Origin of the sequence: Kitasatospora sp. NPDC094028 (assembly GCF_049543595.1) — a bacterium.
Lineage (GTDB): Bacteria > Actinomycetota > Actinomycetes > Streptomycetales > Streptomycetaceae > Kitasatospora.
The window spans coordinates 41,123-67,552 of the sequence record NZ_JBMVFA010000033.1; the positions used below are offsets into that span (position 1 = coordinate 41,123).

At 73.8% G+C, this 26,430-nt stretch carries 25 protein-coding genes and 1 pseudogene; 25 read left to right on the forward strand and 1 reads right to left on the reverse strand.

What is annotated here, in order from left to right; translation table 11 throughout:
• Positions 1-40 precede the first annotated feature (40 nt).
• From ACPC54_RS33605 to ACPC54_RS33725, 25 genes and pseudogenes are all read left to right on the forward strand, one after another.
• Positions 41-907, forward strand: a complete 867-nt coding sequence (locus ACPC54_RS33605) for a LuxR C-terminal-related transcriptional regulator (RefSeq protein WP_498970236.1) — start codon at positions 41-43, stop codon at positions 905-907.
• Between the two features lie 56 nt (positions 908-963).
• Positions 964-2,790 (forward strand): acyl-CoA dehydrogenase, encoded by a 1,827-nt coding sequence (locus tag ACPC54_RS33610; RefSeq protein ID WP_498970237.1) that lies wholly within the window; start codon positions 964-966, stop codon positions 2,788-2,790.
• 271 nt (positions 2,791-3,061) lie between these two features.
• Positions 3,062-3,316 (forward strand): acyl carrier protein, encoded by a 255-nt coding sequence (locus tag ACPC54_RS33615; protein WP_498970238.1) that lies wholly within the window; start codon positions 3,062-3,064, stop codon positions 3,314-3,316.
• A 264-nt stretch (positions 3,317-3,580) separates the two neighbouring features.
• Positions 3,581-4,765 carry a beta-ketoacyl-[acyl-carrier-protein] synthase family protein gene (locus ACPC54_RS33620; RefSeq protein ID WP_498970239.1) on the forward strand — a complete coding sequence of 395 codons (1,185 nt, stop codon included), beginning with the start codon at positions 3,581-3,583 and terminating at the stop codon, positions 4,763-4,765.
• Positions 4,762-5,718 (forward strand): beta-ketoacyl synthase N-terminal-like domain-containing protein, encoded by a 957-nt coding sequence (locus ACPC54_RS33625; RefSeq protein WP_498970240.1) that lies wholly within the window; start codon positions 4,762-4,764, stop codon positions 5,716-5,718. The genes ACPC54_RS33620 and ACPC54_RS33625 overlap by 4 nt, the downstream gene beginning before the upstream one ends.
• Positions 5,719-5,755: 37 nt before the next feature.
• Positions 5,756-6,550 (forward strand): SDR family oxidoreductase, encoded by a 795-nt coding sequence (locus ACPC54_RS33630; protein WP_498970241.1) that lies wholly within the window; start codon positions 5,756-5,758, stop codon positions 6,548-6,550.
• The gene (locus ACPC54_RS33635) at positions 6,550-7,512 is read left to right on the forward strand and encodes an alpha/beta hydrolase (RefSeq protein WP_498970242.1); all 963 of its coding nucleotides are present in this window, start codon (positions 6,550-6,552) and stop codon (positions 7,510-7,512) included. The genes ACPC54_RS33630 and ACPC54_RS33635 overlap by 1 nt, the downstream gene beginning before the upstream one ends.
• Entirely contained in the window at positions 7,505-7,831 is a 327-nt protein-coding gene (locus tag ACPC54_RS33640) for a DsrE family protein (protein WP_498970243.1), read from the forward strand. Before ACPC54_RS33635 ends, ACPC54_RS33640 begins: the two co-directional genes overlap by 8 nt.
• A gap of 1 nt (position 7,832) precedes the next feature.
• Positions 7,833-8,240: a hypothetical protein gene (locus ACPC54_RS33645; RefSeq protein WP_045694154.1), complete on the forward strand. Its 408-nt coding sequence runs from the start codon at positions 7,833-7,835 to the stop codon at positions 8,238-8,240.
• A gap of 1 nt (position 8,241) precedes the next feature.
• Positions 8,242-8,652 carry a hypothetical protein gene (locus ACPC54_RS33650; protein WP_498970244.1) on the forward strand — a complete coding sequence of 137 codons (411 nt, stop codon included), beginning with the start codon at positions 8,242-8,244 and terminating at the stop codon, positions 8,650-8,652.
• A 145-nt stretch (positions 8,653-8,797) separates the two neighbouring features.
• Positions 8,798-9,049 (forward strand): acyl carrier protein, encoded by a 252-nt coding sequence (locus ACPC54_RS33655; protein WP_045694150.1) that lies wholly within the window; start codon positions 8,798-8,800, stop codon positions 9,047-9,049.
• Entirely contained in the window at positions 9,049-9,423 is a 375-nt protein-coding gene (locus ACPC54_RS33660; RefSeq protein WP_498970245.1) for a 3-hydroxyacyl-ACP dehydratase FabZ family protein, read from the forward strand. The genes ACPC54_RS33655 and ACPC54_RS33660 overlap by 1 nt, the downstream gene beginning before the upstream one ends.
• Positions 9,420-9,923: a 3-hydroxyacyl-ACP dehydratase FabZ family protein gene (locus ACPC54_RS33665; RefSeq protein WP_498970246.1), complete on the forward strand. Its 504-nt coding sequence runs from the start codon at positions 9,420-9,422 to the stop codon at positions 9,921-9,923. Before ACPC54_RS33660 ends, ACPC54_RS33665 begins: the two co-directional genes overlap by 4 nt.
• Positions 9,920-10,660, forward strand: coding sequence for a 3-oxoacyl-[acyl-carrier-protein] reductase (fabG, locus tag ACPC54_RS33670; protein WP_498970247.1), 741 nt, complete (start codon positions 9,920-9,922; stop codon positions 10,658-10,660). The genes ACPC54_RS33665 and fabG overlap by 4 nt, the downstream gene beginning before the upstream one ends.
• 121 nt (positions 10,661-10,781) lie before the next feature.
• Positions 10,782-11,738, forward strand: a complete 957-nt coding sequence (locus ACPC54_RS33675; protein WP_498970248.1) for an alpha/beta hydrolase — start codon at positions 10,782-10,784, stop codon at positions 11,736-11,738.
• Positions 11,735-12,289: a hypothetical protein gene (locus ACPC54_RS33680; protein WP_498970249.1), complete on the forward strand. Its 555-nt coding sequence runs from the start codon at positions 11,735-11,737 to the stop codon at positions 12,287-12,289. Before ACPC54_RS33675 ends, ACPC54_RS33680 begins: the two co-directional genes overlap by 4 nt.
• 203 nt (positions 12,290-12,492) lie before the next feature.
• Positions 12,493-13,995, forward strand: a complete 1,503-nt coding sequence (locus ACPC54_RS33685) for an MFS transporter (protein ID WP_498970250.1) — start codon at positions 12,493-12,495, stop codon at positions 13,993-13,995.
• A gap of 32 nt (positions 13,996-14,027) precedes the next feature.
• Positions 14,028-15,446, forward strand: a complete 1,419-nt coding sequence (locus ACPC54_RS33690; RefSeq protein WP_498970251.1) for a cytochrome P450 — start codon at positions 14,028-14,030, stop codon at positions 15,444-15,446.
• Between the two features lie 189 nt (positions 15,447-15,635).
• Positions 15,636-15,743: pseudogene (locus ACPC54_RS33695) on the forward strand (2-polyprenyl-3-methyl-5-hydroxy-6-metoxy-1,4-benzoquinol methylase); the annotation flags it as partial.
• Positions 15,744-15,810: 67 nt separating this feature from the next.
• Positions 15,811-15,987, forward strand: coding sequence for a hypothetical protein (locus ACPC54_RS33700; protein ID WP_498970281.1), 177 nt, complete (start codon positions 15,811-15,813; stop codon positions 15,985-15,987).
• A gap of 168 nt (positions 15,988-16,155) precedes the next feature.
• Positions 16,156-19,002: a hypothetical protein gene (locus ACPC54_RS33705; RefSeq protein WP_498970252.1), complete on the forward strand. Its 2,847-nt coding sequence runs from the start codon at positions 16,156-16,158 to the stop codon at positions 19,000-19,002.
• A 457-nt stretch (positions 19,003-19,459) separates the two neighbouring features.
• Positions 19,460-21,901 carry a sensor histidine kinase gene (locus ACPC54_RS33710; protein WP_498970253.1) on the forward strand — a complete coding sequence of 814 codons (2,442 nt, stop codon included), beginning with the start codon at positions 19,460-19,462 and terminating at the stop codon, positions 21,899-21,901.
• 479 nt (positions 21,902-22,380) lie between these two features.
• The gene (locus ACPC54_RS33715; protein WP_498970254.1) at positions 22,381-23,202 is read left to right on the forward strand and encodes an SDR family NAD(P)-dependent oxidoreductase; all 822 of its coding nucleotides are present in this window, start codon (positions 22,381-22,383) and stop codon (positions 23,200-23,202) included.
• Between the two features lie 38 nt (positions 23,203-23,240).
• Positions 23,241-23,312 (forward strand): 50S ribosomal protein bL37, encoded by a 72-nt coding sequence (locus tag ACPC54_RS33720; RefSeq protein ID WP_498970280.1) that lies wholly within the window; start codon positions 23,241-23,243, stop codon positions 23,310-23,312.
• A gap of 388 nt (positions 23,313-23,700) precedes the next feature.
• Positions 23,701-25,041, forward strand: a complete 1,341-nt coding sequence (locus ACPC54_RS33725) for a GH1 family beta-glucosidase (protein WP_498970255.1) — start codon at positions 23,701-23,703, stop codon at positions 25,039-25,041.
• A gap of 415 nt (positions 25,042-25,456) precedes the next feature.
• Here ACPC54_RS33725 and ACPC54_RS33730 read toward each other — a convergent pair whose 3' ends face one another.
• Complete coding sequence (locus ACPC54_RS33730; RefSeq protein ID WP_498970256.1) at positions 25,457-26,404, reverse strand: alpha/beta hydrolase family protein; 948 nt, start codon at positions 26,402-26,404, stop codon at positions 25,457-25,459.
• Positions 26,405-26,430 lie beyond the last annotated feature (26 nt).

Sequence of the window (26,430 nt, forward strand, 5' to 3'; positions counted from 1 at the left end):
CCGGGCGTGGCAGTGCAGGGAACGATCCACAGGGGTGGCTATGGAGCGTGACTCAGGGGTGCTCGAACCGGCGCCGGCGGCAGCCGAGTTACGCGGTCTGGTCGGGGCCGACGAGGAGGAGTTCGACGCCGCGCTGAGCAATGTCCGGATGCTCATCGACACGGCGGCCCACCGGTACCGGAAGTGGACCCAGCGCAGCCGTCCGGTCGAGCTGGTGGAGCCCGGCATCGGCCCGGTGCGCGAGGCCATCGTCAACGTCATCAGCGGCGCCCGGGCGTCGGTGGACATCGTGCTGTCGGCCAGCCCGCGCCGCACCAAGGAGCTCTGCGCCGACCTGCGGAAGCTGCTGGCGGTGCTGGACCGGGCGGTCTCGGTGCGCATGCTCTGTACCCACGTGGGGATGCAACACGACTTCGTGGTCGCGGAGTTGGCGGGCGACTGGCCGATCGAGGTGCGGCCGGCCCGGATCCCGTCGCTGGAGGCGGTGATCGTCGACCGGCACGTCTCGGTGGTGCGCACCGCGGTCGGCGCGGACGCCTCGGTGGTCCGCTCGGCGGTGGTGATCGACGCGCTGGGCGCGCTCTTCGACAACGTCTGGCAGTCGGCCGGCGCCCCGCGCGTGCGGACGCCGGCGCCCGAGCACGAGCACACCGAGATCGCCCGCCAGGTGCTGGCCCGCCTGCTCGCCGGGGCGACCGACGAGAAGGCCGCGCGCGAACTGCGGATCTCGGTGCGCACCTACCGCCGCCACGTCGCCGAGATCCTGGAGTCGCTGGGGACGAAGTCGCGGTTCCGGGCCGGAATGCTGGCGGCGGAGATGGGGATGCTGGCACCGCGGCCCGGGCCGCACCGGAACCCCGCCGGCCTGCGGGCCCCGGTGAGCGCGCCGGTCGGCGCCGGCTCCTGAACCACCCCCACCAGCACCGGCGTTGCGGGGCAGCGCCCGACAGTTCGGAGGCCCAGATGGGGCACTACAAGTCCAACCTCCGCGACCTGGAGTTCAACCTCTTCGAAGTGCTCGACTCCCGGCAGCTCTACGGGACGGGGAAGTTCGCGGAGCTGGACGCCGAGACCGCGCGGGGCGTGCTCGACGAGGTGCGGCGGCTGGCGGCCGGCCCGCTGGCCGACTCCTGGGCGGAGTCGGACCGCAGACCGCCGGTCTTCGACCCGGCCACCCGTTCGGTCACCGTGCCGGACGGCCTCCGGCGCTCCTACCAGGCCTTCCTGGACTCCGAGTGGTGGCGCCTGGGCATGGCGGAGGAGCTCGGCGGCACGCCGTGCCCACCCTCGCTGTTCTGGGCGGTGGGCGAACTGCTGCTGGGCGCCCACCCGGCGGTCTGGATGTACTGCGGCTTCCCGTCCTTCGCGTCCGTGGTCCAGCGCCTGGGGACGACGGAGCAGCACCGGCTGGCCCGGCACATGGTGGAGCGGCGCTGGGGCGCCACCATGGTGCTGACCGAGCCGGACGCCGGCAGCGACGTGGGCGCCGCGCGCACCACCGCCCGCCCGCGGGAGGACGGTTCCTGGGAGCTGTCCGGGGTGAAACGGTTCATCACCGGCGGGGAGCACGACCTGGCCGAGAACATCGTGCACTTCGTGCTGGCCCGCCCCGAGGGGGCCGGGCCCGGGACGAAGGGTCTGTCGCTGTTCCTGGTGCCGAAGTACGACTTCGACTGGGAGACCGGCGAACTCGGCGAGCGCAACGGCGTCTGCGCCACCAACGTCGAGCACAAGATGGGCCTGAAGGCCTCCACCACCTGCGAGTTGACCTTCGGGGTGGAGCGGCCGGCCCGCGGCTGGCTGCTGGGCGAACGGCACGACGGCATCCGGCAGATGTTCACGATCATCGAGTTCGCCCGGATGTTCGTCGGCACCAAGGCGATGGCCACCCTCTCCACCGGCTACCTGAACGCCCTGGAGTACGCCCGCGAGCGCGTCCAGGGCCCGGACCTCACCGCGATGGCCGACAAGGGCTCGCCCCGGGTGCCGATCACCCGGCACCCCGACGTGCGGCAGTCGCTGATGACCCAGAAGGCCTACGCCGAGGGCCTGCGCGCCCTGGTGCTGTACACGGCCACCCTCCAGGACCGGGTCGTCGAGGCCGAGCACCGGGGCGAGTCGGATCCGGCCGCCCGGGGGCTGGCCGACCTGCTGCTCCCGGTGGTCAAGGGCTTCGGCTCCGAGCGATGCTTCCAGCAGCTGACCCACAGCCTGCAGACCATCGGCGGCTCCGGCTACCTCCAGGACTACCCGATCGAGCAGTACATCCGGGACGCCAAGATCGACAGCCTGTACGAGGGGACGACGGCGATCCAGGGCCTGGACTACTTCTTCCGCAAGGTCGTCCGGGACAACGGCGTCGCCTTCGGGCGGCTGACCGGGGAGATCCGGCGGTTCCTGGCGGACGGCCCGGGCGGTGAGCGGCTGGCCGCCGGCCGTGCCCGGCTGACCACGGCCCTGGACGCCCTGGAGGGGATGCTCGGCGCCCTGCTGGCCCAGCTCGCCGGCGCTGCCGAGGACGGCCGGGAGCTGTACCGGGTGGGCCAGCACACCACCGCGCTGCTGCTCGCCACCGGGGAGGTGATGGTGGGCTACCTGCTGCTGCGGCAGGCCGCGGTGGCCCTGGAGCGGCTGCCCGCCGCCCCGGAAAGGGACCGTCCCTTCTACCAGGGCAAGGTGGCGGTGGCCGGCTTCTTCGCCCGCACCGTGCTGCCCGTGCTGCCGGTGTGGCAGCGGCTCGCGGAAGGGAGCGACCAGTCCCTGATGGAACTGCCCGAGGCCGCATTCTGACGCTTCGGTGGACGGCGTTCCGAATGGACGTGTTGAATGGCGTGTACCGGTCATCGGTGCACGCCATTCGGCATTTCCCGGAACGGTTCCCGCGGGCCCCCGATGGCCGGAAGCTGCCAATCGGCGCAACCGCTCCGAACGCCCGCACTGGCAGCAACTTGACTGCGCGTTGAAAGCCCCGGTCGCCGCTGAATACGGTGAAGTCACCCCGGGGGAGCATTCGATTCCCTGGCGGATTTCCTCGGCAGAGCCAGAGAAGAGAGGTACCGCTGTGGCGGCCACCATCGAAGAGCGCCAGGAAACCATCAAGGGCATCGTCTGCGACATCCTTGAGATCGAACCCGACGAGGTGACCGCGACCAGCCTCTTCAAGGAGGAGCACGACGCCGACTCGCTGCGCGCGATCGAGATCCTGGCCGCGCTGGAGAAGGAGTTCAACGTCGTCATCAACCAGTCCGAGCTCGGCCGGATGGTGAACCTCGACGGTGTGTACACGGTCGTCGCGGAAGCCGCCGACTGGAACTGATCCGCGCCGCCGGCCGTACCGCCGCCCGACCCGTCACCGAATTGCGAAACCACCGGTCTCGAAATAGGGGGCGGCGGTGGAATCCGCGAATTCACGCGGGGGGCACCGGACGGACGCGCCGGCCTCCGGCGGCAGAGAACTCCGTGGTGATCTTCGGCGGGTGCGAATCGGCCCCGCAGCACCGAGCAGACCGCGACCGAGAGGGAGACCCGCACCGATGACCGACGTCACCGCCGAGGCCGCACCGACGGGCGGGAGGACCTGATGAACGACGTGCTGATCACCGGCGTGGGAGTGGTCTCCCACCTGGGCACCGGAGTGGACGCCTTCTGGGAGGGCCTGACCGCGGCGCGGAGCACCCCGACCACGGTCCCCGACCCGCACGCCCGGATGAAGCTGCCGCTGATGTACGCGGTGCCCGAGGACGCGGTGCCGACCGGCCCGGAGCGCTACGGCGACCTGCGGCTCGGCCTCGGCTCCAAGCTGGCCGTCGAGGCCGCCCGCCAGGCGGTCGCCGACGCGGGCCTGGGCGACGTGCCGCCGCACCGGGTAGCCGTGGTCATCGGCACCGGCATGGGCGACTCCGGCCTGCACGAGCAGTGGCGCACCGACGGGCGGCCCGAGTCCGACCGCTGGTCCCCGGTCTTCTCGGTGGCCTCGGCGGTGGGCTCCTGGTTCGGCGCCGAGGGCGCCAACTCCAGTGTCAGCAACGCCTGCGCGGCCAGCGGGTTCGGCCTGTCGCTGGCGGCCGACCTGATCCGCTCGGGCCAGGCCGACGTGGTGGTGGCCGGCGGCGCCGAGGCGTACTCCCGGGTGGCGCTGGCCTGCTTCAACCGGCTGAGCGCGATCGACCCCGAACGCTGCCGCCCGTTCGACCGGCACCGCAAGGGCACCCTGTTCGGCGAGGGCGCCGGGATGGTGGTGCTGGAGTCCGCGGTGCACGCCCGTACCCGCCAGGCCCGGCGGGTGTACGCCCAGCTGGCGGGCGTCGGCTGGAGCTGCGACGCCTACCACGCCACCGCGCCCGAGCCCACCGGCGCCCAGATCACCCGCGCGATGCGCGAGGCGCTGGCGGCGGCGGGCGCCGCGCCCGACCAGGTCGGCTGCGTGGTGCCGCACGGCACCGGCACCGAGCTGAACGACCTGGTGGAGAGCCAGGTGCTCGGCGAGGTGCTGGGCGCCACCCCGGACCGGCTGCCGGTCTACAGCCTCAAGGCCCTGCTGGGGCACACCGGCGGCGCCGCGGCCGCGCTGGCCTTCGTCGCGGCCGTCCAGATCCTCTACCGCCGCACGGTGCCGCCGAACATGGCGCTGGGCGAGCAGGACCCGGAGTGCAAGGTGTTCCTGCCGACCGCGGCCACGCCGCTGACCGGCCGCTACGCCCTGGTCAACGCCTACGCCTTCGGCGGCAACAACGTGTCCCTGGTGCTGAAGGAGGCGGGGGTATGAGCACCGATCTGGTGGTCTCCGGCATCGGGGTCGTCACCCCGTGGTCCGACCGGCCGGACGAGGCCGCGTACGGGCCGCGCACGGTCGGCCCGGACCCGTGGTTCGACTACCGGCAGCGGCTCGGGCCGCGCGGGTACAAGTACCTGCCCACCGCGACCCAGTACCTGCTCGCGGCCACCCGGCAGGCGCTGGCCGACGCGGGCGAGCCCGAGCAGCAGGAGGAGCGCCGCGGCGCCGCGGTCGGCACCAACAGCTCGGCGGTGGCGGTGCACACCGCGATCGACGCGACCGTGGTCGCCGAGGGCGCGCGGATGCTGAACCCGGCCACCGCACCGTACTTCTCGATCAACCTGTTCGGCAGCCGGCTGGCCACCGAGCACGCGCTCAAGGGCTTCAACCTCACCCTCACCTCGCCGCGGGTGGCCGGCCTGGAGGCCATCGAGGCGGGCAGCCGGGCGGTCGGCCTCGGCCGGGCGTCCTGGCTGCTGGCCGGCGCCACCGAGGAGGCGCTGCCGGAGGGCGACCCGGGCGCGCGGACCTCCGAACGCGGGGCGGCCGCCCTGGTGCTGGAGCCCGCCGACCGGCTCCGGGCCCGGGGCGCGCGCGGCTACGGCCGCTGCGCCGCCCGCAGCCTCTTCCTGCCGCCGCCGGCGGCCGCCGGCGCGGCGGACCGGCTGCGCGAGCGGATCGCGGCGCTGCTGACGGAACTCGGGCTGCCCGCGGGCCGGCGGCACCGCACGGTCGCGGTGGTGGACGACTCCCCGGTGGCCGCGGCGGTGAGCGCCGCGCTCGGCACGGGGGCGACCCGGGTCGAGGCCGGGGCCGGCTCGCTGGAGCCGGTGCTGCAGGTGGCCGGCGCGCTCGCCGCAGGCGAGGGCCCGGTGGCGGTGGTCACCGCCGCGGCCGAGGGCAACCTGGCCGTCGTCCTGGTGACGCCGCCGGAGCGGAACTGATGCACCGCTGGATCGACGATCGGATGGGCAGGACGTCATGACCACACCACTCGAAGGCAGCTGGAACCTCATCCTCGGGGCCTCCAGCGGGATGGGCCTCGCCACCGCGAAGGGCCTGGCGCTGGCCGGGGCCAACGTGCTCGGCGTGCACTTCGACACCGCCGCGGGGCAGGAGAAGGCGCGCGCCGCCGTCGAGGAGCTGCGCTCCACCGGCGTCGAGGCGCACTTCTTCAACGCCAACGCGGCCGCCGCCGCCACCCGGGCCGAACTGCTGCCGGCCTTCGCCGAGCTGACCGGCGGCCGGCCGCTGCGGGTGCTGCTGCACTCGCTCGCCTTCGGCAGCCTGCTGCCGTACCTGCCGGTCGACGGCGGAGCGGTGCTGACGAGCCGTCAGATGAACATGACGCTCGACGTGATGGCGCACTCGCTGGTCTACTGGAGCCAGGACCTGTACGGGGCCGGGCTGCTCGGCGCCGGCTCCAAGATCTTCGCGATGACCAGCGCCGGCGACCAGCGGGTCACCGCCAACTACGGCGCCGTCTCGGCGGCCAAGTGCGCGCTGGAGTCGCACGTGCGCCAGCTCGCCCTGGAGCTGGCCCCCAGCCGGGTCGCGGTCAACTCGATCCGGGCCGGCGTGACGGTGACCCCCTCGCTGGAGCGGATCCCCGAGCACGAGAGCCTGGTCGACCTGGCGGCCCGCAGCAACCCGCACGGCCGGCTGACCCGGCCCGAGGACGTGGCGGAGGCCGTCGTCCTGCTGGCGCAGGCCGAGTCCTCCTGGATCACCGGCAACATCATCGGGGTCGACGGCGGAGAGGCGCTGACCAGCTGATGAGCCTCACCCGCCTGCCCGCCGCCGTCGCGACCGCGCTCGGTACGGCGGCCCGGCACGCCTTCGAGGTCTACCACCCGCCGGCCGGGAAGCCGGGCCGCACCCCGGCCGACAAGGGCCTGCCGCAGCGCGAGTTCACCCTCACCACCAGCCGGGACGGCATCGCCCTGCGCGGCTGGGCGGTGCCCGGGGCGGGGCCGGACACGGTGGTGCTCTGCCACGGCATGGGCCGCAGCAAGTCCAGCACCCTGGCGCACATCAAGCTGCTGCACCAGGCGGGCTGGCACGTGGTCGCCTTCGACATGCGCAACCACGGCGACAGCGGGCGGGACCGGCGGCTGACCCGGATGGCCGACCGGTACACCGACGACCTGGCGGACGTCCTGCGCTGGGTGCGCGCGGACCGGGAGCTCGGCGGCGGGCGGGTGGCTCTGGTCGGCTTCTCGTTCTCCACCTGGGTCTGCCTGAACGTCCTCAAGCGGATCGGCCGCCCGGTGGCGGCGGTGGTCTGCGACAGCGGGCCGATGTACGACATCGGGGCCGGGCTGCGGCACTTCGCCACCCTGCGCCGCGGCACGCTGCCCGCCGAACTGACCGAGGGCCTGCCGGCCGCGCTCTACCGGCACGCCTTCGGCCTGCTCGGCCGGCTGATGCTGGCGGTCCGCGAGTGGCCGCCGGACCTGCGGGCGGTGCCGACCCGGCTGATGTTCGTGGCCGGCGGGCAGGACGCGGTGGTGCCGCCGGCGCAGATCGCCCCGGTCGCCGCCCGCTACCCGGACGCGGTGAGCTGGACGGCGCCCAACGCCCTGCACATGAACGCGATCCGGTTCGACGAGGCCGACTACCGCGAACGGCTCCTGGGCTTCCTCACCGAGGCGTTCCAGGCGGCCGGGAAGGACCTCGCGGCCGGGAAGGACCTCGCGACCGGGAAAGGCGAGGACCGGATGGTGGGCCGTGGCTGACTACCTGCTGACCGAATCCCAGGGGCCGTGGGCCGGGCCGGGCGCCGACCGGTTCACCGAGGACGCGGTGGCGCTGCGCCGGGCCGGCCACCGGGTGGTGCTCTTCCTGGTGGAGAACGGCGTGGTGGCCGCGCTGCCCAGCGGCCCGACCGCCCTGCACACCCTGCTCGAACAGGGCGGCGAGGTCTGGGTGGACGGGTTCTCGCTCGCCCACCGCGCCCTCACCGCCGACCAGGTGCTGGACGGAGTACGGCTGGTGGAGATGGCCGAGGTGGCCGAACGGCTGCTGGAGCCGCAGGTGCGAGGAGTGTGGCACTGAGATGGCCCAGCGGATCCCCGACGCGGACGTGCTGCTCGCCCTGATGGGCGCCCCGCACACCAGCGACATGCTCACCAGCGCCGTCCGGCTGGCCCAGGCCCTGCTGGAGCGCGGCGCCACCGTCCACCTGTGGACGTGCGGCCACGCCACCGGCATCGCCAAGGCCGCGCTGGGCGCCACCAAGCCGCGCAACCTGGAGAACTGGGCCCACGGCTACCCGTCCACGCTGGCCCTCGCGGAACGGCTGCTGGACGCGTTCCCGGAGCAACTCACCTGGTACTCCTGCCGGTTCTGCACCGAGGAGCGCGGCAGCGTCCCGCTGGCCGACCGGATCAAGCTGCGGCCGCCGTTCAAGTTCGCCGAGCACGTCGCGGCCGCGCGCACCACGCTCTTCCTGGGGGTGATCTGAGATGGCCGACCAGGGAGACACCCCCGGCCGGCGGCTGCTGGTCATCGAACGGGCCTACCGCGGCGCGCTGGAGACCCAGTTCGCCGACGTGCTGTACCTCGCCCGCGAGCTCAACCGCCAACTGGGCGGCGTGGACGTCCTGTTGCGCGGCCTCGCGGTCACCTTCGCGGCGGCCGACACCCGGCCCGCGCCGGCCGTCCGGGTCGGCCACGACACCCTCGACACCCTGCCCAGCCCCCGCGACTCGGTCCGCAGCCTGCTCGAACACGGCGCCGGGGTGTTCGTCGACGCGGCGGACCTGGCCCACTTCGAGGCCGGCCCCGGCTGGCTGCAGCCCGGGGTCCGCCGGGCCGGCGGACCGGACGCGCCGGGCCTGGACTGGTCCGCCTACCGGGACGTCTTCTTCGTCTGACCCCGCCGGGCCGACCGCCCCCGGCTGCCCGCCCCGGGCCGCCCCCGGCCGCCCCCCGGACACCGTCCGGACACCGTCCGGACCCTCTCCCCGACTCCCGGGCCCCTCGGCCCGCGTGAGCACGACCGCACAGGAAGAAGGAATCATGTCGAACGTTGTCCTGGACATGGACGAGCTGCGCACCACCGTCGCCGACGTCCTCGACGTGGACGAGAGCGAACTGACCGACGAGGCCGACTTCGTGAACGAGGTCGGCGTGGACTCGCTGATGGCCATGGAGGTCATGGTCGTCCTGGAGCGCAAGTACGGCGTCACCCTCGGCGAGGAGGAGCTGAAGCAGGTCACCTGCCTGAAGAAGGCCCACGACCTGCTGGCCGACAAGCTCGGACTGGCCTGATGCCCGGCGCGGTCAGCCCGGTGCGGGGCCGCCCCGAGCCGGTGGCGGAGGGCTCGGGCACCGCCGCCGTGCTGGTGGCGGCGGACGAGCCCGTCTTCCCGGGCCACTACCCGGGCTTCCCGATCTTCCCCGGGGTCTGCGTGGTGGAGCACGTCCACCACACCGCCCTGGCCACGCTGCCCAAGCCGGGGCTGAGGCTGGCGGCGATCGAGTCCACCCGCTTCCTCAGCCCGGTCTTCCCCGGCGACCGCCTGGAGGTGGAGGTGGCCTGGCAGGAGAAGGACGGCGCCTGGCGCTGCCGGGCGGTGGCCGGCACCGCGCGCGGCCAGGCCGCCGCGGTACGGCTGCGCTTCACCGAGGAGGGTGCGCTGTGATCACCGTCGCGGGCATCAAGCGGGTGCTGCCGCACCGCTACCCGATGCTGCTGGTGGACCGGGTGGACGACCTGGTCCCCGGCGAGCGGCTCACCGCCCGCAAGGCCGTGACCGCCAACGAGCCCTGGTACCAGGACCTGCCGGAGGGCGCGGACGACCGGGAGCACGCCTACCCGTCCGTCCTGCTGGTCGAGTCCTGGTGCCAGGCGGCCGGCGTACTGGCCGCCTGGGACCTCCCCAACCCGGACGTGCTGACCGGGCAGGTGATGCTCTTCGGCGGCATCGCCGACGTGGTCTTCCACCACCCGGTGCTGCCCGGCGACGTGCTGGAGCACCGGGTCCGGCTGGTCCGGTCGTTCAGCGACACCGTGATCTTCGAGGGCGAGGCCGTGGTCGACGGCCGCACCGTGATGGAGATCGGGCGGGTGGTCATGGCGATGCGGCCCGCCACCGAGCTCACCGCCGGGCAGCCGGCGGTGTCCAGGAAGGAGAACGGATGAACGCGAGGACGGGCAAGGTCGCGCTGGTCACCGGCGGATCGCGCGGGATCGGCCGGGCCACCGCGCTGCGCCTGGCCGCGGACGGGCACGACGTGGCCTTCTGCTACCGTTCCCGGCCGGACGCGGCCGAGGAACTGGAGAAGGAACTCGCCGGCTTCGGCGTGCGCACCTACAGCCGGCAGACCGACGTGGCCGACCTGCAGCAGGTGCGGGACCTGGTGGCCGCCGTCAACGCGGAGCTCGGCGGCATCGACATCGTCGTCACCTCGGCCGGGATCGTCCGCGACCAGCCGCTGCTGATGATGAAGCAGGAGGACTGGCGGGAGGTGATGGACACCAACCTGGACGGCACCTTCCACGTGTGCCGCTCGGTGGTCTTCGAGATGATGAAGCGCAAGGCGGGCTGCATCGTCACCCTCTCCTCGGTGGCCGGGGTCTACGGCCACGCGACCCAGAGCAACTACTCGGCCTCCAAGGCCGGGGTCATCGGCTTCACCAAGGCGCTCGCCAAGGAGGTCGGCCGCTACGGGATCCGGGCCAACGTGGTGGCCCCCGGATTCATCGAGACCGACATGACGGCCGGACTCTCCGACGCCGTGCGCACCCGGGCGACGGAGAACGTGTCGCTGCGCCGGCTGGGCCGGCCCGAGGAGGTCGCGGACGCCGTCTCCTACCTGGTCGGCGCGGAGTACGTGACCGGCGCGGTGCTGCAGGTCGACGGCGGCATCGTCGTCTGACACCGCGGTCCGGCGTCGGGAACACAAGACTGACAATCAGTCAGTTCTGGTTGTGCGTATCACTTCTGGTGGTGCGCGGGCATAATGGGCTCGGCCGGGAATCCGAGCGGGGAGGGATCAGATGGACCGCGCACCGACTGGTGACCAGGGCGTGTCCGCCGACGCCCGCGGTCGTCGGCCGAGCCCGCTGACCAGGGCGCTGGCCGTCCTGGCCGTGCCCGTCGCGCCGCTGTACGCCGCGGCACTCTCCTACCTCGTGTACCACCCGCCGCGCCGCCCGCACCACCGCACTCCCGAGGAGTTCGGGCTGGACGCCGAGGAAGTGCTGCTCCCCGTGGGCGGGCCGGGGCGGAACCTGCACGTGTGGCTCTGCCCCGGCGGCTCGGACCGGGTGGTGGTGGTCGGGCACGGCATCGGCCTGAGCAAGTCCGCGAGCCTGGCCCAGGCCGCGTTCCTGCATGAGGCCGGCTACACCGTGGCGATGTTCGACCACCGCAACCACGGCCGAAGCTTCACCGACCGCGCCTGCTGGGGCCTGAGCCGGCGGCACACCGACGACGTCGCGGCCGTGGTGGCGTACCTGCGCGAGCAGCGCGGCTACGCCGGCGCCAAGGTCGCGGTGTTCGGCTTCTCCTTCTCCACCTTCCCCTCGTTCTACCTGCTGCGCCGCGCCGACTGCCCGGTCGACGCGATCGTCACCGACAGCGGCCCGGCCCGCGCGATCCCGCCGCTGTTCCGCAACTTCATCGAGGCCAAGGGCATCCCGGTGCCCCGGCCGCTGCGCACCGCCCCCGCGCTGGGCGTGCTCAGCCGGGTCTTCGGCTCGGTCGGCACGGCCATGCTGCACGCCGAGTGGCCGCCGCCGGCCGAGGGCGGCTACCTGCGGGTGCCCTCGCTCTTCCTGGCCGGTGAGGACGACAGCATCATCCCGGTGGACGAGGTGCGGCGGCTCGCGGCCGGCTACCCGAAGGCCGAGGTGCTGGTGCTGCCCGGGACGGAGCACCTGCAGGGCCTGAAGGCGGTGCCCGAGCAGTACCGCGAGGCCGTGCTCGACTTCCTCAAGCGGGCCCTCGGGTGAGCGCGGTGGTGGCCGATCCGCGCAACTGGGGTGCCCGGCCCGAGGAGTGCGAGGCCGCGTACCCGTGCGAGGGCCTGCTGCCGCCGCCGGCCGAGGAGTGGTTCCGGGCCGTCACCGTCCGGGCCGAGCGCGCGGTGGTCTTCCGCTGGCTGTGCCAGCTGAAGGTGGCCCCGTACAGCTGGGACGCGCTGGACAACTTCGGCCGGCTCAGCCCCCGTTCGCTCACCCCGGGCGCCGAGGAGCTGGCGCGCGGCCAGCGGGTGATGACCATCTTCGAGCTCACCGACTTCGAGGTGGACCGCCACCTGACCATGGTGCTGGACACCCCGTGGGCCCGGGGGGTGTTCGGCGGGTTCGCGATCAGCTACGTCGTCCTGGACGACGGCCCGGGGCTGACCCGGCTGGTGGTCAAGCTGCTGGTGGGCCGCGGCGGCGGGCCGCTGGGGCGGCTGCGCTGCCGGGCGATGGTGTGGGGCGACCTCTTCATGATGCGCCGCCAGCTGGAGACCTTGCGCTCGCTGGCCGAGAGCGCGGCCGGTCAGACGGGGTGACTGGCAAGTAATTGCCAATGGAATGCCGGTCGTTGACCCTCCGTGGACAAGCCCGACACGATGGGTGCGCGGTGCTGGCGCCAAGCTGACAAGCGGGCGCGGCCGCCGGGCCGGCCTGGTGGGGCTGAGCGACAAACCCTTCGTCGAGAGGTCGTGCGGACGTGGTGCAGCAGCTCGCCCAAGGGGCGTCGGAGCGCCCCGAAGTGAGGGGCTCCGGGGCCCGCCAGTGGCTCGCCCTCGTCGTCCTGGTGCTCGCGCAGCTGACGGTGTGGCTCGACAACACCATCCTCAACGTCGCGCTGAAGACCCTCGCCTCGCCGGACGAGGGGCTGGCCTCCACGCCCAACCAGCTGCAGTGGAGCATCAGTTCCTACACCCTGATCTTCGCGGTGATGCTCTTCACCGGCGGCGTGCTGGGAGACCGGTACGGCCACCGCGCGCTCCTGATGACCGGCCTGGTGGCCTTCGCCGGCGCCTCGCTCTGGGCCGGCCTGTCCACCAGTGCGACCGAACTGATCGTCGCCCGTGGGGCGATGGGCATCGGCAGCGCGCTGATCATGCCGGCCACGCTCTCCCTGATCGCCGCGGTCTTCGACGAGGCCAAGCGGCCGATGGCGATCGCCGTCTGGTCGGGTTCGAGCGGACTCGCCATCGCGGCCGGCCCGCTGGTCGGCGGCGCGCTGCTGGAGCGGTTCTGGTGGGGCTCGATCTTCCTGGTGAACCTGCCGCTGGCCGGCCTCGCGCTGATCGGCGCGCGGCTGCTGCTGCCGGTGGCGCGCGGCGAGGTGAAGCCCCGCCTGGACCCGGTCGGCGTGCTGCTCTCCACCGTCGGCCTGCTGTCCCTGGTGTACGGCCTGATCGAGGGCGGCCACCGCAACGACTGGACCACCCCGGTGGTGCTCGGCCCGATGCTCGGCGGCCTGGCCGTCCTGGTGGTCTTCGTGCTGGTCGAACTGCGCGTCCCCAGCCCGAGCTTCGACGTGCGACTGTTCCGCAACAGCCGCTTCGCCGGCTCCAGCCTGGCCGTGATGCTGACCTTCTTCGCGCTCAGCGGCTCGATGTACTACACCGCCTTCTACCTGCAGGGCACGCTGAACCAGACGCCGTTCGAGGCCGGCCTGAACCTGGTGCCGGTGGCGGTCGGCGTGCTCTCCGGCGCCCCGCTCTCGGCCCCGCTGGTCCGCCGGTTCGGGGTCGGGCCGGTCGTCGCGCTGTCCATGCTCGTGTCCGCCGGGACCTTCCTCGCCTACGTGCGGTTCGGCGCGGACACCGCGATGCCCTGGTTCTGGCTGGTGATGCTGGTCCAGGGCGCCGGGATGGGCGCCTCGGTGGCGCCCACCACGGAAGCGATCATGGCCGTGCTGCCGCCCGAGCGCACCGGCGCGGGCGCCGCCGTCAACAACTCGATGCGGCAGATCGGCGGCGTGCTCGGGGTGGCGGTACTCGGCTCGCTGCTCGCGAACTCCTACGCCTCGGACCTCCGCCCGAAGCTGGCCGACCTGCCGGCCCCGGCCGCGCACGCCGCCGAGGAGTCCGCCGAGGCCGCCAAGGCGGTGGCGGCCCAGGCCCACCTGCCGCGGCTGGCGGACCTCGCCGACCACAGCTTCCTGCACGGCATGCACCTCACCTCAGTGGTGGGCGCCGCGGTGGCGGCCCTGGGTGCGCCGGTCATCTGGCTGGCGTTCCGGCGCGCGCGTTCGCGCTGACGCCCACCCGTACCCAGAGAGGCCACGACTTCATGGCCATTTCGTCCGCTGTCCGCGACCAGGCGCCACCCCGGCTCAAGGGCCGGGCCCTCATCGGCAACACCTGGGAGTTCAAGCAGGACCGGCTGGCACTGTTCTCCCGGACCTTCGAGCAGTGCGGAGACCTCGGCGCCTACAAGGTCGCCGGCCAGTACATGTACCTGGCGAACTCGGTGGAGCTGATCCACGAGATCCTGATCAGGAACGGCGCCGCGTTCGAGAAGACGGACCGTTTCCGCGCGTTCGGCAGACCGCTGCTCGGCGACGGCCTGCTGACCGCGTCCAACGAGGTGCACACGCGCAACCGCCGGATCATCCAGCCGCGCTTCCGCACCGCCGCCGTGAAGGCCTCCGTCGACGTGGCCGCCCGAGTGGCGGGCGAGGTCGCCGGGGCCTGGCCCGACGGCCACGTGGTGGACGTGCGTCGCGAGATGGTGAAGGTGGTGCTCGGCGTCGTCGGCCGCAACCTGTTCAGCCGCGACATCCTCGCCGAGGCGGACGACCTCGGCAACGCGCTCACCGACGCCATCCACGGCTTCGACGCGCAGGCGAGCGCCCTGGTCCCGCTGACCATCGAGTGGCCCACCCCGGCCAACCTGCGCTACCGGCGGGCGATCGAACGGCTGGAGCGGACCTTCCGCGGCTTCCTCGCGGAGCGGCGCGCGCAGGCCGACCGCCCGGACGACTGGCTGAACCTCCTGATGGAGGCCCGCCACGAGGACGGCACGCCGTTGAGCGACCGGCAGATCCGGGACGAGGCGCTCAACATGTTCATGCCCGGTCACGAGACCACGGCCACGGCCCTCACCTGGAGCCTCCACCTGCTCGCGGAGCACCCCGACTGCTACGCGCGGCTGCTGGCCGAGGTGGACGAGGTGCTCGGCGACCGGCCGGTGGTGCTGGAGGACCTGCCCCGGCTGCCGTACACCCTCCAGGTGTTCAAGGAGGCCATGCGCCTCTACCCGCCGGTCTACTACTTCTCGCGCCAGGCCACCAGGGAGGTGGAGGTGCTCGGCCACCGGCTGCCGGCCGGGGCGACCGTGGTCTTCAGCCCCTACGTGCTGCACCGACGTGCCGACTACTTCCCGGACCCGGAGCGGTTCGACCCGGACCGGTTCGCCCCGGAGCGGGAGGAACGGCTGCCCCGTCACGCCTACCTGCCGTTCGGCGCCGGGCACCGGGTCTGCATCGGCAACCACCACGCCATGCTCAACGGCCACGTGGTGCTGGCCACCCTCGCGCAGCGCGTCGGCCTGGCCGGCCTGCCGGGGCACACCCCGGTGTCCGAACCCATGGTGACCCTGCGCCCCAAGGGCGGACTCCCGATGCGCGTCACCCGCCGCGCGCCCGCCCCCGCCACGGCCCGGCCGGCCGCCACGGAGGGCTGCCCGTTCCGGGCGGAATCCGACTGAACGACCGCCGGGACCGCCGGGACCGCCGGGACCGCCGGCCCCGGCCACCCGGCGGAGCCCGCCGAGTACGACTCCTGGTCGACGCTGTGGTGGCAGCGCCGGGGCCCGCTGGCCATCCTGCACTGGTGCGCCCGCACCCGGGCCGCGTACGTCCCGCCGGCCGCCCGCCCCGGCGCCGTCCTGGTCGACGTGGCCTGCGGCGGCGGCCTGCTGCATCCGCACATCGCCGGCAAGGGCTACCGCCACATCGGCGTCGACGTGTCCGCCAGGAGCGCGGAGGTGGCCCGGCGGCACGGCGTCGACGAGGTGCTGATCCACGACGTCCCGGCGCCTCGCCGAGGCCTGCGCGGCCAACGGCGTCCCGGTGGAGGTCTTCGGCGTCGTCCCGGTCGTCCGGGACCTCCTCGCCCGGGCCCTGGGCCGCGGCTACGGCGTCCGGATGCGCAGCGGCCGGTCCACCCGCATCCGCTACGGCGCGGCGGGGGTGAAGCCGCTGCCGGACGGGACTGTGCAGGAGCGTCCGGATAAACGGATGCGGTGACGTGTTCGGTTCAGAATTTCGGGTGGAGAATCCGAGAATTCGCGAGATCCGCTCATTGTTCGGGTAATTCGCGCAAATTCCTTCCGTTCCCTGATCGAATCTGACAGCATCATCCGCTATCCGGCGACGGGATGTATGCGACCGGGGGTGCGACAGGGGAGGAACGCCATGCTCGGCTTCGGCGTGCGCGGACGGCGCGCGCGAGCGGTGGGCACCGGGGACGACACCCGCGTGCCCGCCGCCGGCGCCGCCCGCCCCGCACCCTGGGTCCGCACCAGGCTGCGGGCGAACCCGACGACCGCGCTGCTCATGGCGGCCCTCGCGTTCGTCACCGTCTTCCTGGCGGCGGCCTTCCCCCGCATCGCGGACCGGGGCGCGGACACCGCGCTCCAGGACTTCGTCGGCCGGAACGGCCTCAACCAGACCACCCTGCAGACCGCCTCCAGGACCCGGGACGGCGACGACGCCGCCGAACTCGACCGGGTACAGCGGGAACTGACCGAGCTGGTCGGCCGGCAACTGACGCTGACCCGCTCGGGGCAGACCCACGGCGCCCGCGCCGCGGCCGACCAGAACATGGGAAACCCGGAGTACGTCCGGATCGCGGAGAAGCGGACCGACCCGGTCCTCGGCCTGCTCTACCTGAACGACCTGGCCGCCCGGGCCACCCTCACCGCCGGTACCTGGCCGACCCCCGGCGTCGTCGGCGGTCCGCTGCCGATCGTGATCAGCGAGAAGGCCGCCGAGACCATCCGCATCAAGCTCGGCGACGTCATCGACAACGGCGTCGAGGGCTCGGGCGCCAAGCGGACCGCCGTCGTGGTCGGCCTCTACCGGGTCAACGACCCGCAGGACCCGGCCTGGGACGACCTCGGCTGCCCGGCCCGCGCCTGCCTGCGCGCCGAACCCACCCGCGAGCACTGGATGACCAGCGGATTCGTCGACGGCGGCAGCCTGCCCGCGCTGGCCCGCTGGGGCTCGACCGCCGAGAACTTCTGGCGGCTGCCCGTCGACCCCGCCTCGCTGCACGTCGACCGGCTCGACCGCACCCAGGGCGCCCTCAGCTCCTTCCTGACCGGGCGCGACGCCACCACCCTGGCCCGCACCACCGGGCGCCTCGACCTGCACACCACCTCCGGGCTCCCCGACCTCCTCACCCGGGCGGACGAGCGCTACCGGGCCGTGCTGCCGCTGAGCACGATCGGCCCGGCCGGGGTCGCGGGCGTCGCCACCGTGGTGCTGTTCCTGGCCGCCGCCCTCAGTACGGACCGGCGCACCGCCGAGCTCAGGCTGCTGCAGGCCCGCGCCGGCTCCCTCGCCGGGGTGCTGCGCCGGCTGCTCGGCGAGGGCGCGGTCACCGTCCTGCCCGCCGCCACGCTCGCCACCGTGCTCGCCCTGGTGCTGCTGCCCACCCCCCGGTGGGGCCAGTCGGTGCTGGCGGCCCTGGCCGCCACCCTGCTCGCCCTGCTGGCCTTCCCGCTCCGGGCCGTCCCGCTGTGGGCGCGCCGCAGGGCGGCCGGCGGCCGGCGCCGCCTGGTCGGCGAACTCGCCGTCCTGGCGGTCACCGCCGCGGCCGTGGCGGAGGTGCGGCGCCGGGGCGTCGGCACCGGCGCCGGGCTCGACCCGCTGCTGGTGGCGGCCCCGTTCCTGCTCGCCGTCACCGGCGGGCTGCTGCTGGCCCGGACCGAACCGGTGGTGATCGGCCGGCTGTCCGCCCTCGCCGGCCGGGGGCGCGGCCTGATCGCCTTCCTCGGCCTCGCCCGGGCCGCCCGCGACAACACCGGCCGCCGCAAGCCCTCCGTGCTGCCGCTGCTCGCCCTGCTGATCGCCGTCACCACCACCGGATTCGGCGCCACCGTGCTCGACACCGTCGACCACGTGCGCACCCGGGCCGCGCGCATCGCCACGGGCGGGGACGTCGGCGTCTCCCTGCCCGGGTACGCCACCCTGACCGGTCCGTTCACCGAGGCCGCCGGCGCGCTGCCGGGCGTCCGGGCCTCGACCGCGGTCTGGGTCGAGCCCCAGGCCCGCTTCCTCAGCGCCGACCAGAACTACACCGAGGCCTACCTGGTGATGGTGGTCGATCCGGCGGCGTACGCCGAGATCGCCCGGACCCTCGGGGCCGGCGAGTTCGATCCGGCGAAGCTCGCCGGGACGGCCGGCGGCCGGGACACCCCGGTGCCCGCGCTGGTCAGCCGCGACCTGGCCAAGCGCCTGGCCACCGGGCCCTCCCAGGTGCGCACGCCCAACGGCAACGACCTGCGCCTCACCGTCGCCGACACCGTCGCCGCCACGCCCGCGCTGCCGGACCCGGGCAAGCCGTTCGCCGTCGTGCCCGCCGGCCCCGCCTGGGAGCGCCTGCCGGACGCCAAGCGGGTCAACCAGTGGTTCGCCGTCGGCGACGTCGACCCCGAAGCCGTCCGGGCGGCCCTGCGCACCAACGGCGGGGCCCAACCGGTCGGCATGGCCAAGCTGATCGCCGACTCCGCCACGGCCGTCGGCCAGGACACCCACGGCCTGCCCGCCGGCTACACGGTGCACAGCAGCCGGGAGACCGCCGCCGCGCTCGGCGACGACCCGCTGCAGCACGCCGCCGGGCGGCTGTTCTGGTACGCGGCCGCCGCCGGCGCCGGATTCGCCCTGCTCGCCGTCCTGCTGACGCTGTTCCGGGCCGCCCCCGACCGCACGGCCCTGCTCGCCCGGCTGCGCACCATGGGCCTGCGGCCCCGGCAGGGGCTCGCGCTGATCCTCACCGAGGCGCTGTCGCAGACCGTCGCGGCGGCCGTCGGCGGCGCCCTGGTCGCCGTCGCGGCGGTCGCCCTGCTGGGCGGCGCCTTCGACATCTCGACGCTGGTCGGCGTCCGGGTCGGGGAGGTCATCACCCCGGTGCCGATGCCGGTGCTGCTGCCCACCGCGGGCCTGACCCTGCTGGTCGGCCTCGGGGTGGTGGCGGAGACGCTGGTCGCCGGCCGCCGCCAGATCGCCACCGAACTGCGGGCGGGCGAGCAGTCCTGACACCTGGCCCTTCGGTGCCGCGGGCTCGGTGGAGCGGCAGGACACCGGGTCGGCGAGCCAGGCGAAGTCCTCGGGGCGGCGCATCCGGGCGAGGACGGTGCGCTGCCCGTCCTCGTCGGCGTCCCGCAGCCAGGGGACGGGCGCCAGGAGGGCGGCCGGCTCGTCGGTGACCTCGGCGTCGAGGAAGGCGCCGAGCTCGGTGGGGACGGGGTCGTCGACCAGGCAGAGCCAGGCGAGGGCCGCGCCCACCCGGACGTCGACCGGGCGGGGCAGATCCCGCACATCTACTTCGAGTGGACCGAGGGCGGCCCGTTCGGCCACTTCCTGCGGTTCTTCCTGTTCGGACAGGGCGAGGTCGCCCCGGTCACCCGGGAGGTGCTGCGCGAGGCGGAACCGGACCGCTCCCGGCGCCCGCGTGTCCACGTCGGGTAGGGGCGGCAGGCCGAACGGGCGCAGCATGGACGTGGACGTGGACGTGGACGTGGACGTGGAGGCGGAGGCGGAGACGGTGACGGGGAAGCTGCGGGTGTTCCTGGGAGCGGCGCCGGGGGTGGGCAAGACGTACGCCATGCTCCGGGAGGGGCGGCGGCTGCGCGGCGAGGGGCTGGACGTGGTGGTCGGCCTGGTCGAGACGTACGGGCGGCGCGCCACCGAGGAGCAGCTGGGGGACCTGCCGGTGCTGCCCCGGCGGCCCGTCTCCTACCGGGGCACGGAGCTCGCGGAGCTGGACGTGGACGCCCTGCTGGCGCGCCGCCCGGCGCTCGCGCTGGTGGACGAACTCGCGCACACCAATGTGCCCGGTGGGCGGCACACGAAGCGCTGGCAGGACGTGCGGGAGCTGCTGGACGCCGGGATCGACGTGGCGACGACGCTCAACATCCAGCACCTGGAGAGCCTCAACGACGTCGTCGAGCAGATCACCGGCGTCGCGCAGCGCGAGACCATCCCGGACGAGGTGGTCCGGGCCGCCGAGCGGATCGAGCTGGTCGACCTGAGCCCGCAGGCGCTGCGCGCGCGGATGGCGCAGGGGGAGATCTACGCGCCGGACCGGATCGACGTCGCGCTGGACCACTACTTCCGGGCCGGCAACCTGGGCGCCCTGCGAGAACTCGCGCTGCTGTGGCTGGCGGACCGGGTGGAGGAGGAGCTGGCCGACTACCGGGCCCGGCACGGCATCCGCGCGCCCTGGGAGACGAAGGAACGGATCCTGGTCGCGCTGAACGGCGCGCCGCAGGGCGAGCACCTGATCCGGCGGGGAGCCCGCACGGCGACCCGGGTGCACGGGGACCTGATCGGCGTGCACGTCCGGCTGGACGACGGCACGGTGCAGCGCGAGCCGCCCCGGCTGGCGGCGCAGCGGGCGCTGCTGCGGGAACTGCACGGCAGTTACGTCGAGGTGAGCGGCGGCGACGTGGCCCGGACGCTGGTGGACTTCGCCCGGACGGAGAGCGCCACGCAGATCCTGCTCGGGCCGACCGGCCGGAGCCGGCTGCGCGAACTGCTCTCCGGTTCGGTGATCAACCGGGTGATCCGGCTGGCCGGCCCGATCGACGTACGGGTGCTGCCGCCGCCCGAGCCGGGGCTGCTGGCGGTGCCGCCCGCGCCCCGACGCCATCGCCCGGCGCTGGTCCCGGCGCGGCGGCGCCGGCTGGCGTGGCTGCTCGGACCGGTCGGGACGGTCGCGCTGGCCTGGGCGCTGTCGCCGCTGCGTGCCTCGCTCGGCCTGTCCGGCGTGCTGCTCTGCCTGCTGCTGGTGGTGGCGGGCACGGCCCGGCTGGGCGGGCTGCTGCCCGCGGCGGGCAGCACGGCGGCCGGGGCGCTCGCCGCGGACTTCTTCTTCACCACGCCCTGGCACAGCCTGGCGGTGGAGCGGGGCGCGGACGTGGCGGCGCTGTCGCTGTTCCTCGCGGTGGCCGGGGTGATCGCGCATCTGATCGACGGTCTGGCGCGGCGCTCGCAGCAGGCGGGCCGGGCGCGGGCGGAGGCGGCGGTGCTGGCCCGGCTGGCGGGGGAGACGGTGGAGTCCGGGGCACGGGTGCTGCCCGAACTGGTGGCGGAGCTGCGGCAGGTGTTCGGTCTGGACGGCGTCGCGGTGCTGGTGCGCACCGGGGCGCTCTGGCAGTCGGTGGCCTCGGCCGGGGCGACGGTGCCGCTGCGGCCCGCCGAGGCGTCCTTCTCCGTCGACCTGGGCGAGGACGCGGTGCTCGTCCTGCGCGGCGCCCTGCTCACCGAGGAGGACACCCGGCTGCTCGGACCGTACGTCACGCAGTTGAAGCTGGCCAGGGAGCGGGAGCGGCTGGCCGCGCGGGCGTCGGCGGCGGACGTGCTGGCGCACACCGACGCGCTGCACACCGCCCTGCTGGAGGCCGTCGGGCAGGACCTGCGTGCGCCGCTGGCTGCGGTACGCCGGGAGGCCGAGCGGCTTGCGGACCCGGCCGAGGCGCGCATCGGTGCCGAGGTGGAGCGGATGGAGCGGCTGGTCGCCAACCTGCTGGACCTGAGCCGGCTGCGGGCCGGGGTGATGCCGGTGGTGCTGCGGCCGACCGCGGTGGGCGAGGTGGTCCGGGCCGCTGCGGACGGGGTGGCCGGGGTCCGGATCGACCTGGCGCCCGGTCTGCCGCGGGTGCTCGTCGATCCCGGGCTGCTGGAACGGGTGTTGGTGGACGTCCTGACCTACGGGAGGACGGGCGCGGGGTCGGTGGTGATCGACGCCGGTCCGGTGGCCGGGCGGGTGGACGTCCGGATCACCGTACGTGGCGACGAGGCCGTTGCCCGGGAGGCGCCGGGTCTGGCGGTGGCGCGCGGCTTCGTGGAGGCGATGAACGGCGAACTCGCCGTCGAGGAAGCACCGGGCGGCGGCACCGCCTATGTGGTCAGCCTGGCTCGCGCGGTGGCCTGATGCCGTGCCGGCGCCTGCCGTGCCGGCACCTGCGGTGGCGAACGCCTGCGGTGGCGAACGCCTCGTCAAGGACTCGTCGGCGGCCCGTCAGGGGTTCGTCAGGGGTTCGCCGGGGAGGGTGAACGGGCTTGCCCCGGGCATCGGGGCGGGCTTTGATGAGGGACATGCACCGCTCGACACGCCACCACGACCGCCCGCCGCATAGCCGGCCGCGGATCGTCGTCGCCGTCGCGGTCGCCACCGCCGTCCGGTAGGACCGAGCTCCTTCCCGCTCGTCACCGGCCGCGTGCACGGGCCCGGCGCCGTCAGGCCGCGCCCGTGCCGATCACCGCCGTCCGTCCTCCCGCCCCGGCGGGCTCCGAGGGCAGGGGGACGGACGGGCGTTATCGCATCACACCTTCTCGCACCGGCGGCCCCGGAGGCGCGCGGCTCCGTGCCGCCCCCGCACCCGTCGGTGCCTTTCCACCCTGGGATGGGTCATGTCCGACACTGTTCTGTCCGCCCGCACCGCCCTCGTCACCGGAGCCTCCTCCGGCATCGGCTGGGAGACCGCCCGGCTGCTCGCCGGGCACGGTGCCACCGTGCTGGTGCACGCCCGCACCACCGCCGAGGCCGAGGCGGCCGTTGCCCGCCTGGTCGACGCGGGTGTCCGCCGTGACCAACTCGTCGAACTGGCCGCCGACTTCACGCAGCTCGCGGAAGTCGCCGTGCTGGCCGGCACGGTGGTCAAGCACTACCCGGCGCTGGACCTGCTGGTGAACAACGCCGCCGTGATGGCACCCGAGCGCTGCACCCTGACCGACGACGGCAACGAGGTCTCGCTGCAGGTCAACTTCCTGGCCGCGCACCTGCTGGCGAAGCTGCTGCGCGCCCCGCTGTCGGCGGCCGGGGACGCCCGGATCGTCAACGTGTCGTCGTCGCTGCACCGCACCGCGTCGATGAACTGGTCGGACCCGCACCGGGTGAAGAAGTACTCGCGCGTGGCGGCGTACGCGCAGTCGCAGCTGGCGCTGACCATGGCGACGGCCGACATGGCCCCGGCCGGTTCCGGCATCACGGCGGTCAGCCTCAACCCGGGCCTGTGCGACACCGCGCTGCTGCCGCTGTACGGGCGGGTCGGCGCGCCGGCCGCCGAGGGCGCGGCGGCCGTGGTGCGGCTCTGCCTGCCGGAGACGGTCGTCGCCAACGGTGCCTACTTCGACGGCGGTGTCATCGCGCAGACCGCCCAGGCCGCCCAGGAGGAGCGCTCGCTGAAGCGCCTGGCCAAGCTCGCCGACCAACTGGTCGGACAGGCCGCCTGAACCACCCGCCCGACGCGTCGATCGAGAGGAAGGGCACGATGTCCAAGCGCGCCCGCAAGAAGAAGGCCCGGCGCAAGAAGAAGGCCAACCACGGCCGCAAACCCGCGTAGACCCACCCGGTGCCGCGTGCCACCGGCACCGGGCGCGCCACCTCCTTCGGCCCCTGCGGCCCGCCGTCCGGCTGTGCGGACGGGCGGTGTCCCAGGGGCCGAGCCGTTGCCCGGGCCGTCACGCCTCGCCGAGGCCTGCCTCCTCCAGGTCGGGGTCGCGCTGGAGGCGGCGGCGGGTGGTGTCGCTGATGCGGTGTTCCTCGTAGAGGCGGTGCAGTTCGGTGTTCTGCACGGCGATGACCTCGCGCCGCAGTTGGCGGTGGGCGGCGTCGGCGGTGGTGCCGTCCGGGGTTTCGAGGGTGCGGTCGACCCACGGCTCACTGTCTGGCGCTTTGGTGCGGCGTCAGTAACATGAGTTCTCCTCGCGTTTTCGTGTCAGGAGGCTGCCATGCCGGATCGCCACGACCTGCCCGCGGACTTCCGCTGGGGCGCCGCCACCGCCGCGTACCAGATCGAGGGGGCGGTGGACGAGGACGGCCGCGGGCCCTCCGTGTGGGACACCTTCTGCGCCCGCCCCGGCGCCGTCCGCGACGGGCACACGGGGGCGGTGGCCTGCGACCACTACCACCGGTACGCCGAGGACATCGCACTGATGCGCGGGCTCGGACTCGACGGCTACCGCTTCTCCCTCGCCTGGCCGCGCGTCCTCCCGACCGGCGCGGGCGCCGTCAACCCGGCCGGACTCGCCTTCTACGACCGCCTGGTCGACGCGCTGCTGGAGGCGGGCATCACCCCGCTCCCCACCCTCTTCCACTGGGACCTCCCACAGGCCCTGGAGGACGAGGGCGGCTGGCTGAACCGCGACACCGCGTACCGCTTCGCCGAGTACGCCACCGTCGTCGCCGACCGGCTCGGCGACCGCGTCCCCGCCTGGATCACCCTCAACGAGCCCTTCGTCCACACCGTCTTCGGCTACGCCCTCGGCACCCACGCCCCCGGCCGCACCCTGATGTTCCAGGCCCTCCCCGCCGCCCACCACCAGCTCCTCGCCCACGGCCTCGCCGCCTCGGCACTCCACGAACGCGGCCTCGACGTCATGCTCTCCAACAACCTCACCCCGGTCGAGCCCGCCTCCGACTCCGCCGAGGATGTGGCCGCCGCGGCGGCCTACGACGCCCTGCACAACCGCCTGTTCACCGACCCCGTCCTCCTCGGCCGTTACCCCGACCTCACCGCCCTCGGCGTCCCCGACGACATCTACGGCGCCGTCCACCCCGGCGACCTCGACCTCATCCACGCCCCCGGCCTCGACGGCCTCGGCCTCAACTTCTACAACCCCACCCGCGTCGCCGCCCCCTCCGACCCCGACCTCCCCTTCACCCTCGTCGACATCCCCGACGCCCCCCACACCGCCTTCGGCTGGCCCGTCGTCCCCGACACCCTGCGCCAACTCCTCCTCGGCCTGCGCGACTTGTACGGCAAGGCCCTCCCGCCCATCACCATCACCGAGAACGGCTGCTCCGTCGAAGAGTCCGTCGATCCCGACCAGCCCCGCATCGACTACCTCTCCACCCACCTCGACGCCCTCGCCCAGGCCGTCGCCGAGGGCATCGACGTCCGCGGCTACTACATCTGGTCCCTCCTCGACAACTTCGAATGGGCCGAGGGCTACCACCAGCGCTTCGGCCTCGTCCACGTCGACTTCGAGACGCAGCGACGGACGCCGAAGGCCTCGTACGCCTGGTACCGGGACGTGATCTCCGCCCATCGGGCTCGCAATGTGCGGTAGTTGGGCGACGCCGTGGACGTGGCATCTGTCGGGCTCGATGCCGGTTGGCAGGCGCTGTGGGATGAGGACCCTCACGGCCACGTACCAACGTGGAGGGAGATGAGAGGGTGTTCGACGAATCCGATGGCCCGACCGGGCGGAAGACCGGCCCCCGATGAACCGTTCCGGACGCCAGGACTCGGGTGAAGGTTTTCCGGCCGGCCGCCGTCACCTCATTGCGGAACCTGACGGCGTATAGCTCTCCCCTCCTTGCCCGCCATCGGGCAGCAGGGGCCCTGGGAATCACCCTGACAGCGCGGGTGTCCTGCGACGACGAACCGTGAGCGAGTGCCACCGACGCGATCGACCGATCCGGTCGGGGCTGTGCGGGGCCGTCCTCGCCCGGCGTGACCCCGACGCCGAGCGTCCGGGCGGTCTACTTGGCTTCGACTCGCCCGATCGGGTCGGGGTCGGTTCCCAGCGCCTCGCAAGCGGTCTGCCAGGCCGTGTCGCCGGGGTGGAGCCGGCTGCGGAGGTAGGCAGCTGTGAGCCGCCCGACGGCGGCGACCCGTTCGGGGTTCTCGTCGGTGGTCTCGGCGGCGTCGTATCCGGCGATCCCGCCGAGTCCGTGCTCCGCCTCGAAGAGGGTGAGCAGGGATTTGGGGCCGGGGGCGAGGGTGTAGGGGTCGGCGTGCCAGTCCGGACCCATGTCGGTGAAGTGTCGGGAGTCGTCCTTGTCGCCTGCGACGACCAGGGCGGGAGCGGTCATGGTGGAGAAGTCGACGGCTCCGATGATCGGCCACTGCTCGGCCATGGGCCCGTTGAGGACGTCGCCACCCCTGCCGGGCGCGGCGAGCAGGACGCCCGCCTTGATCCGCGGCTCGACCAGGTGCACCACGTTCCCGGTGTCGGGGTCGTTGAGTCCGGCCCCCAGCAGGAGGGCGGCGGTGAAGCCGCCGAGCGAGTGCCCGGCGAGGGCGACCTTGGTGTGGTCGATCCGTCCCGCGAGCTGCGGCACGGTGCGCTCGATCACGTCGAGCCGGTCGAGGATGTGGCTCATGTCCTCGGCGCGGGAGCGCCAGAAGTCCGGTGCGCCAGGGGTGCCGGCGACCAGGTGGCTCAGCGTCCGGGAGGTGAGGTGGGTGGGCTGGAGGACGACGAATCCCTCGGCCGCCCAGGAGTTGGCGAGCGGCGCGTAGCCGTTCAGCGAGGAGAGGTTGTTCGAGGGGCCGTGGCCGTGGGAGAGCAGGATGACGGGAAGGCCGGTTCCGGACGCGGGAGCGGTGACGCGTACCTGGAGGTCCACGGGACGTCCGGGTACGGGCAGGACCACCGGGCTGTACGACAGGACGGGGGCAGGTGCGGTGTGGGTGGATGCGCTCATGATGAGCGGTTCTCCTCACTGTGACG

Bases quoted from the DNA above. Each gene is read 5' to 3' on its own strand.
- ACPC54_RS33605 (WP_498970236.1), top strand. From the start codon at position 41: ATGGAGCGTGACTCAGGGGTGCTCGAACCGGCGCCGGCGGCAGCCGAG.
- ACPC54_RS33610 (WP_498970237.1), top strand. From the start codon at position 964: ATGGGGCACTACAAGTCCAACCTCCGCGACCTGGAGTTCAACCTCTTC.
- ACPC54_RS33620 (WP_498970239.1), top strand. From the start codon at position 3,581: ATGAACGACGTGCTGATCACCGGCGTGGGAGTGGTCTCCCACCTGGGC.
- ACPC54_RS33625 (WP_498970240.1), top strand. From the start codon at position 4,762: ATGAGCACCGATCTGGTGGTCTCCGGCATCGGGGTCGTCACCCCGTGG.
- ACPC54_RS33630 (WP_498970241.1), top strand. From the start codon at position 5,756: ATGACCACACCACTCGAAGGCAGCTGGAACCTCATCCTCGGGGCCTCC.
- ACPC54_RS33635 (WP_498970242.1), top strand. From the start codon at position 6,550: ATGAGCCTCACCCGCCTGCCCGCCGCCGTCGCGACCGCGCTCGGTACG.
- ACPC54_RS33645 (WP_045694154.1), top strand. From the start codon at position 7,833: ATGGCCCAGCGGATCCCCGACGCGGACGTGCTGCTCGCCCTGATGGGC.
- ACPC54_RS33650 (WP_498970244.1), top strand. From the start codon at position 8,242: ATGGCCGACCAGGGAGACACCCCCGGCCGGCGGCTGCTGGTCATCGAA.
- ACPC54_RS33655 (WP_045694150.1), top strand. From the start codon at position 8,798: ATGTCGAACGTTGTCCTGGACATGGACGAGCTGCGCACCACCGTCGCC.
- ACPC54_RS33660 (WP_498970245.1), top strand. From the start codon at position 9,049: ATGCCCGGCGCGGTCAGCCCGGTGCGGGGCCGCCCCGAGCCGGTGGCG.
- fabG (WP_498970247.1), top strand. From the start codon at position 9,920: ATGAACGCGAGGACGGGCAAGGTCGCGCTGGTCACCGGCGGATCGCGC.
- ACPC54_RS33675 (WP_498970248.1), top strand. From the start codon at position 10,782: ATGGACCGCGCACCGACTGGTGACCAGGGCGTGTCCGCCGACGCCCGC.
- ACPC54_RS33690 (WP_498970251.1), top strand. From the start codon at position 14,028: ATGGCCATTTCGTCCGCTGTCCGCGACCAGGCGCCACCCCGGCTCAAG.
- ACPC54_RS33705 (WP_498970252.1), top strand. From the start codon at position 16,156: ATGCTCGGCTTCGGCGTGCGCGGACGGCGCGCGCGAGCGGTGGGCACC.
- ACPC54_RS33710 (WP_498970253.1), top strand. From the start codon at position 19,460: ATGGACGTGGACGTGGACGTGGACGTGGACGTGGAGGCGGAGGCGGAG.
- ACPC54_RS33715 (WP_498970254.1), top strand. From the start codon at position 22,381: ATGTCCGACACTGTTCTGTCCGCCCGCACCGCCCTCGTCACCGGAGCC.
- ACPC54_RS33725 (WP_498970255.1), top strand. From the start codon at position 23,701: ATGCCGGATCGCCACGACCTGCCCGCGGACTTCCGCTGGGGCGCCGCC.
- ACPC54_RS33730 (WP_498970256.1), bottom strand. From the start codon at position 26,404: ATGAGCGCATCCACCCACACCGCACCTGCCCCCGTCCTGTCGTACAGC.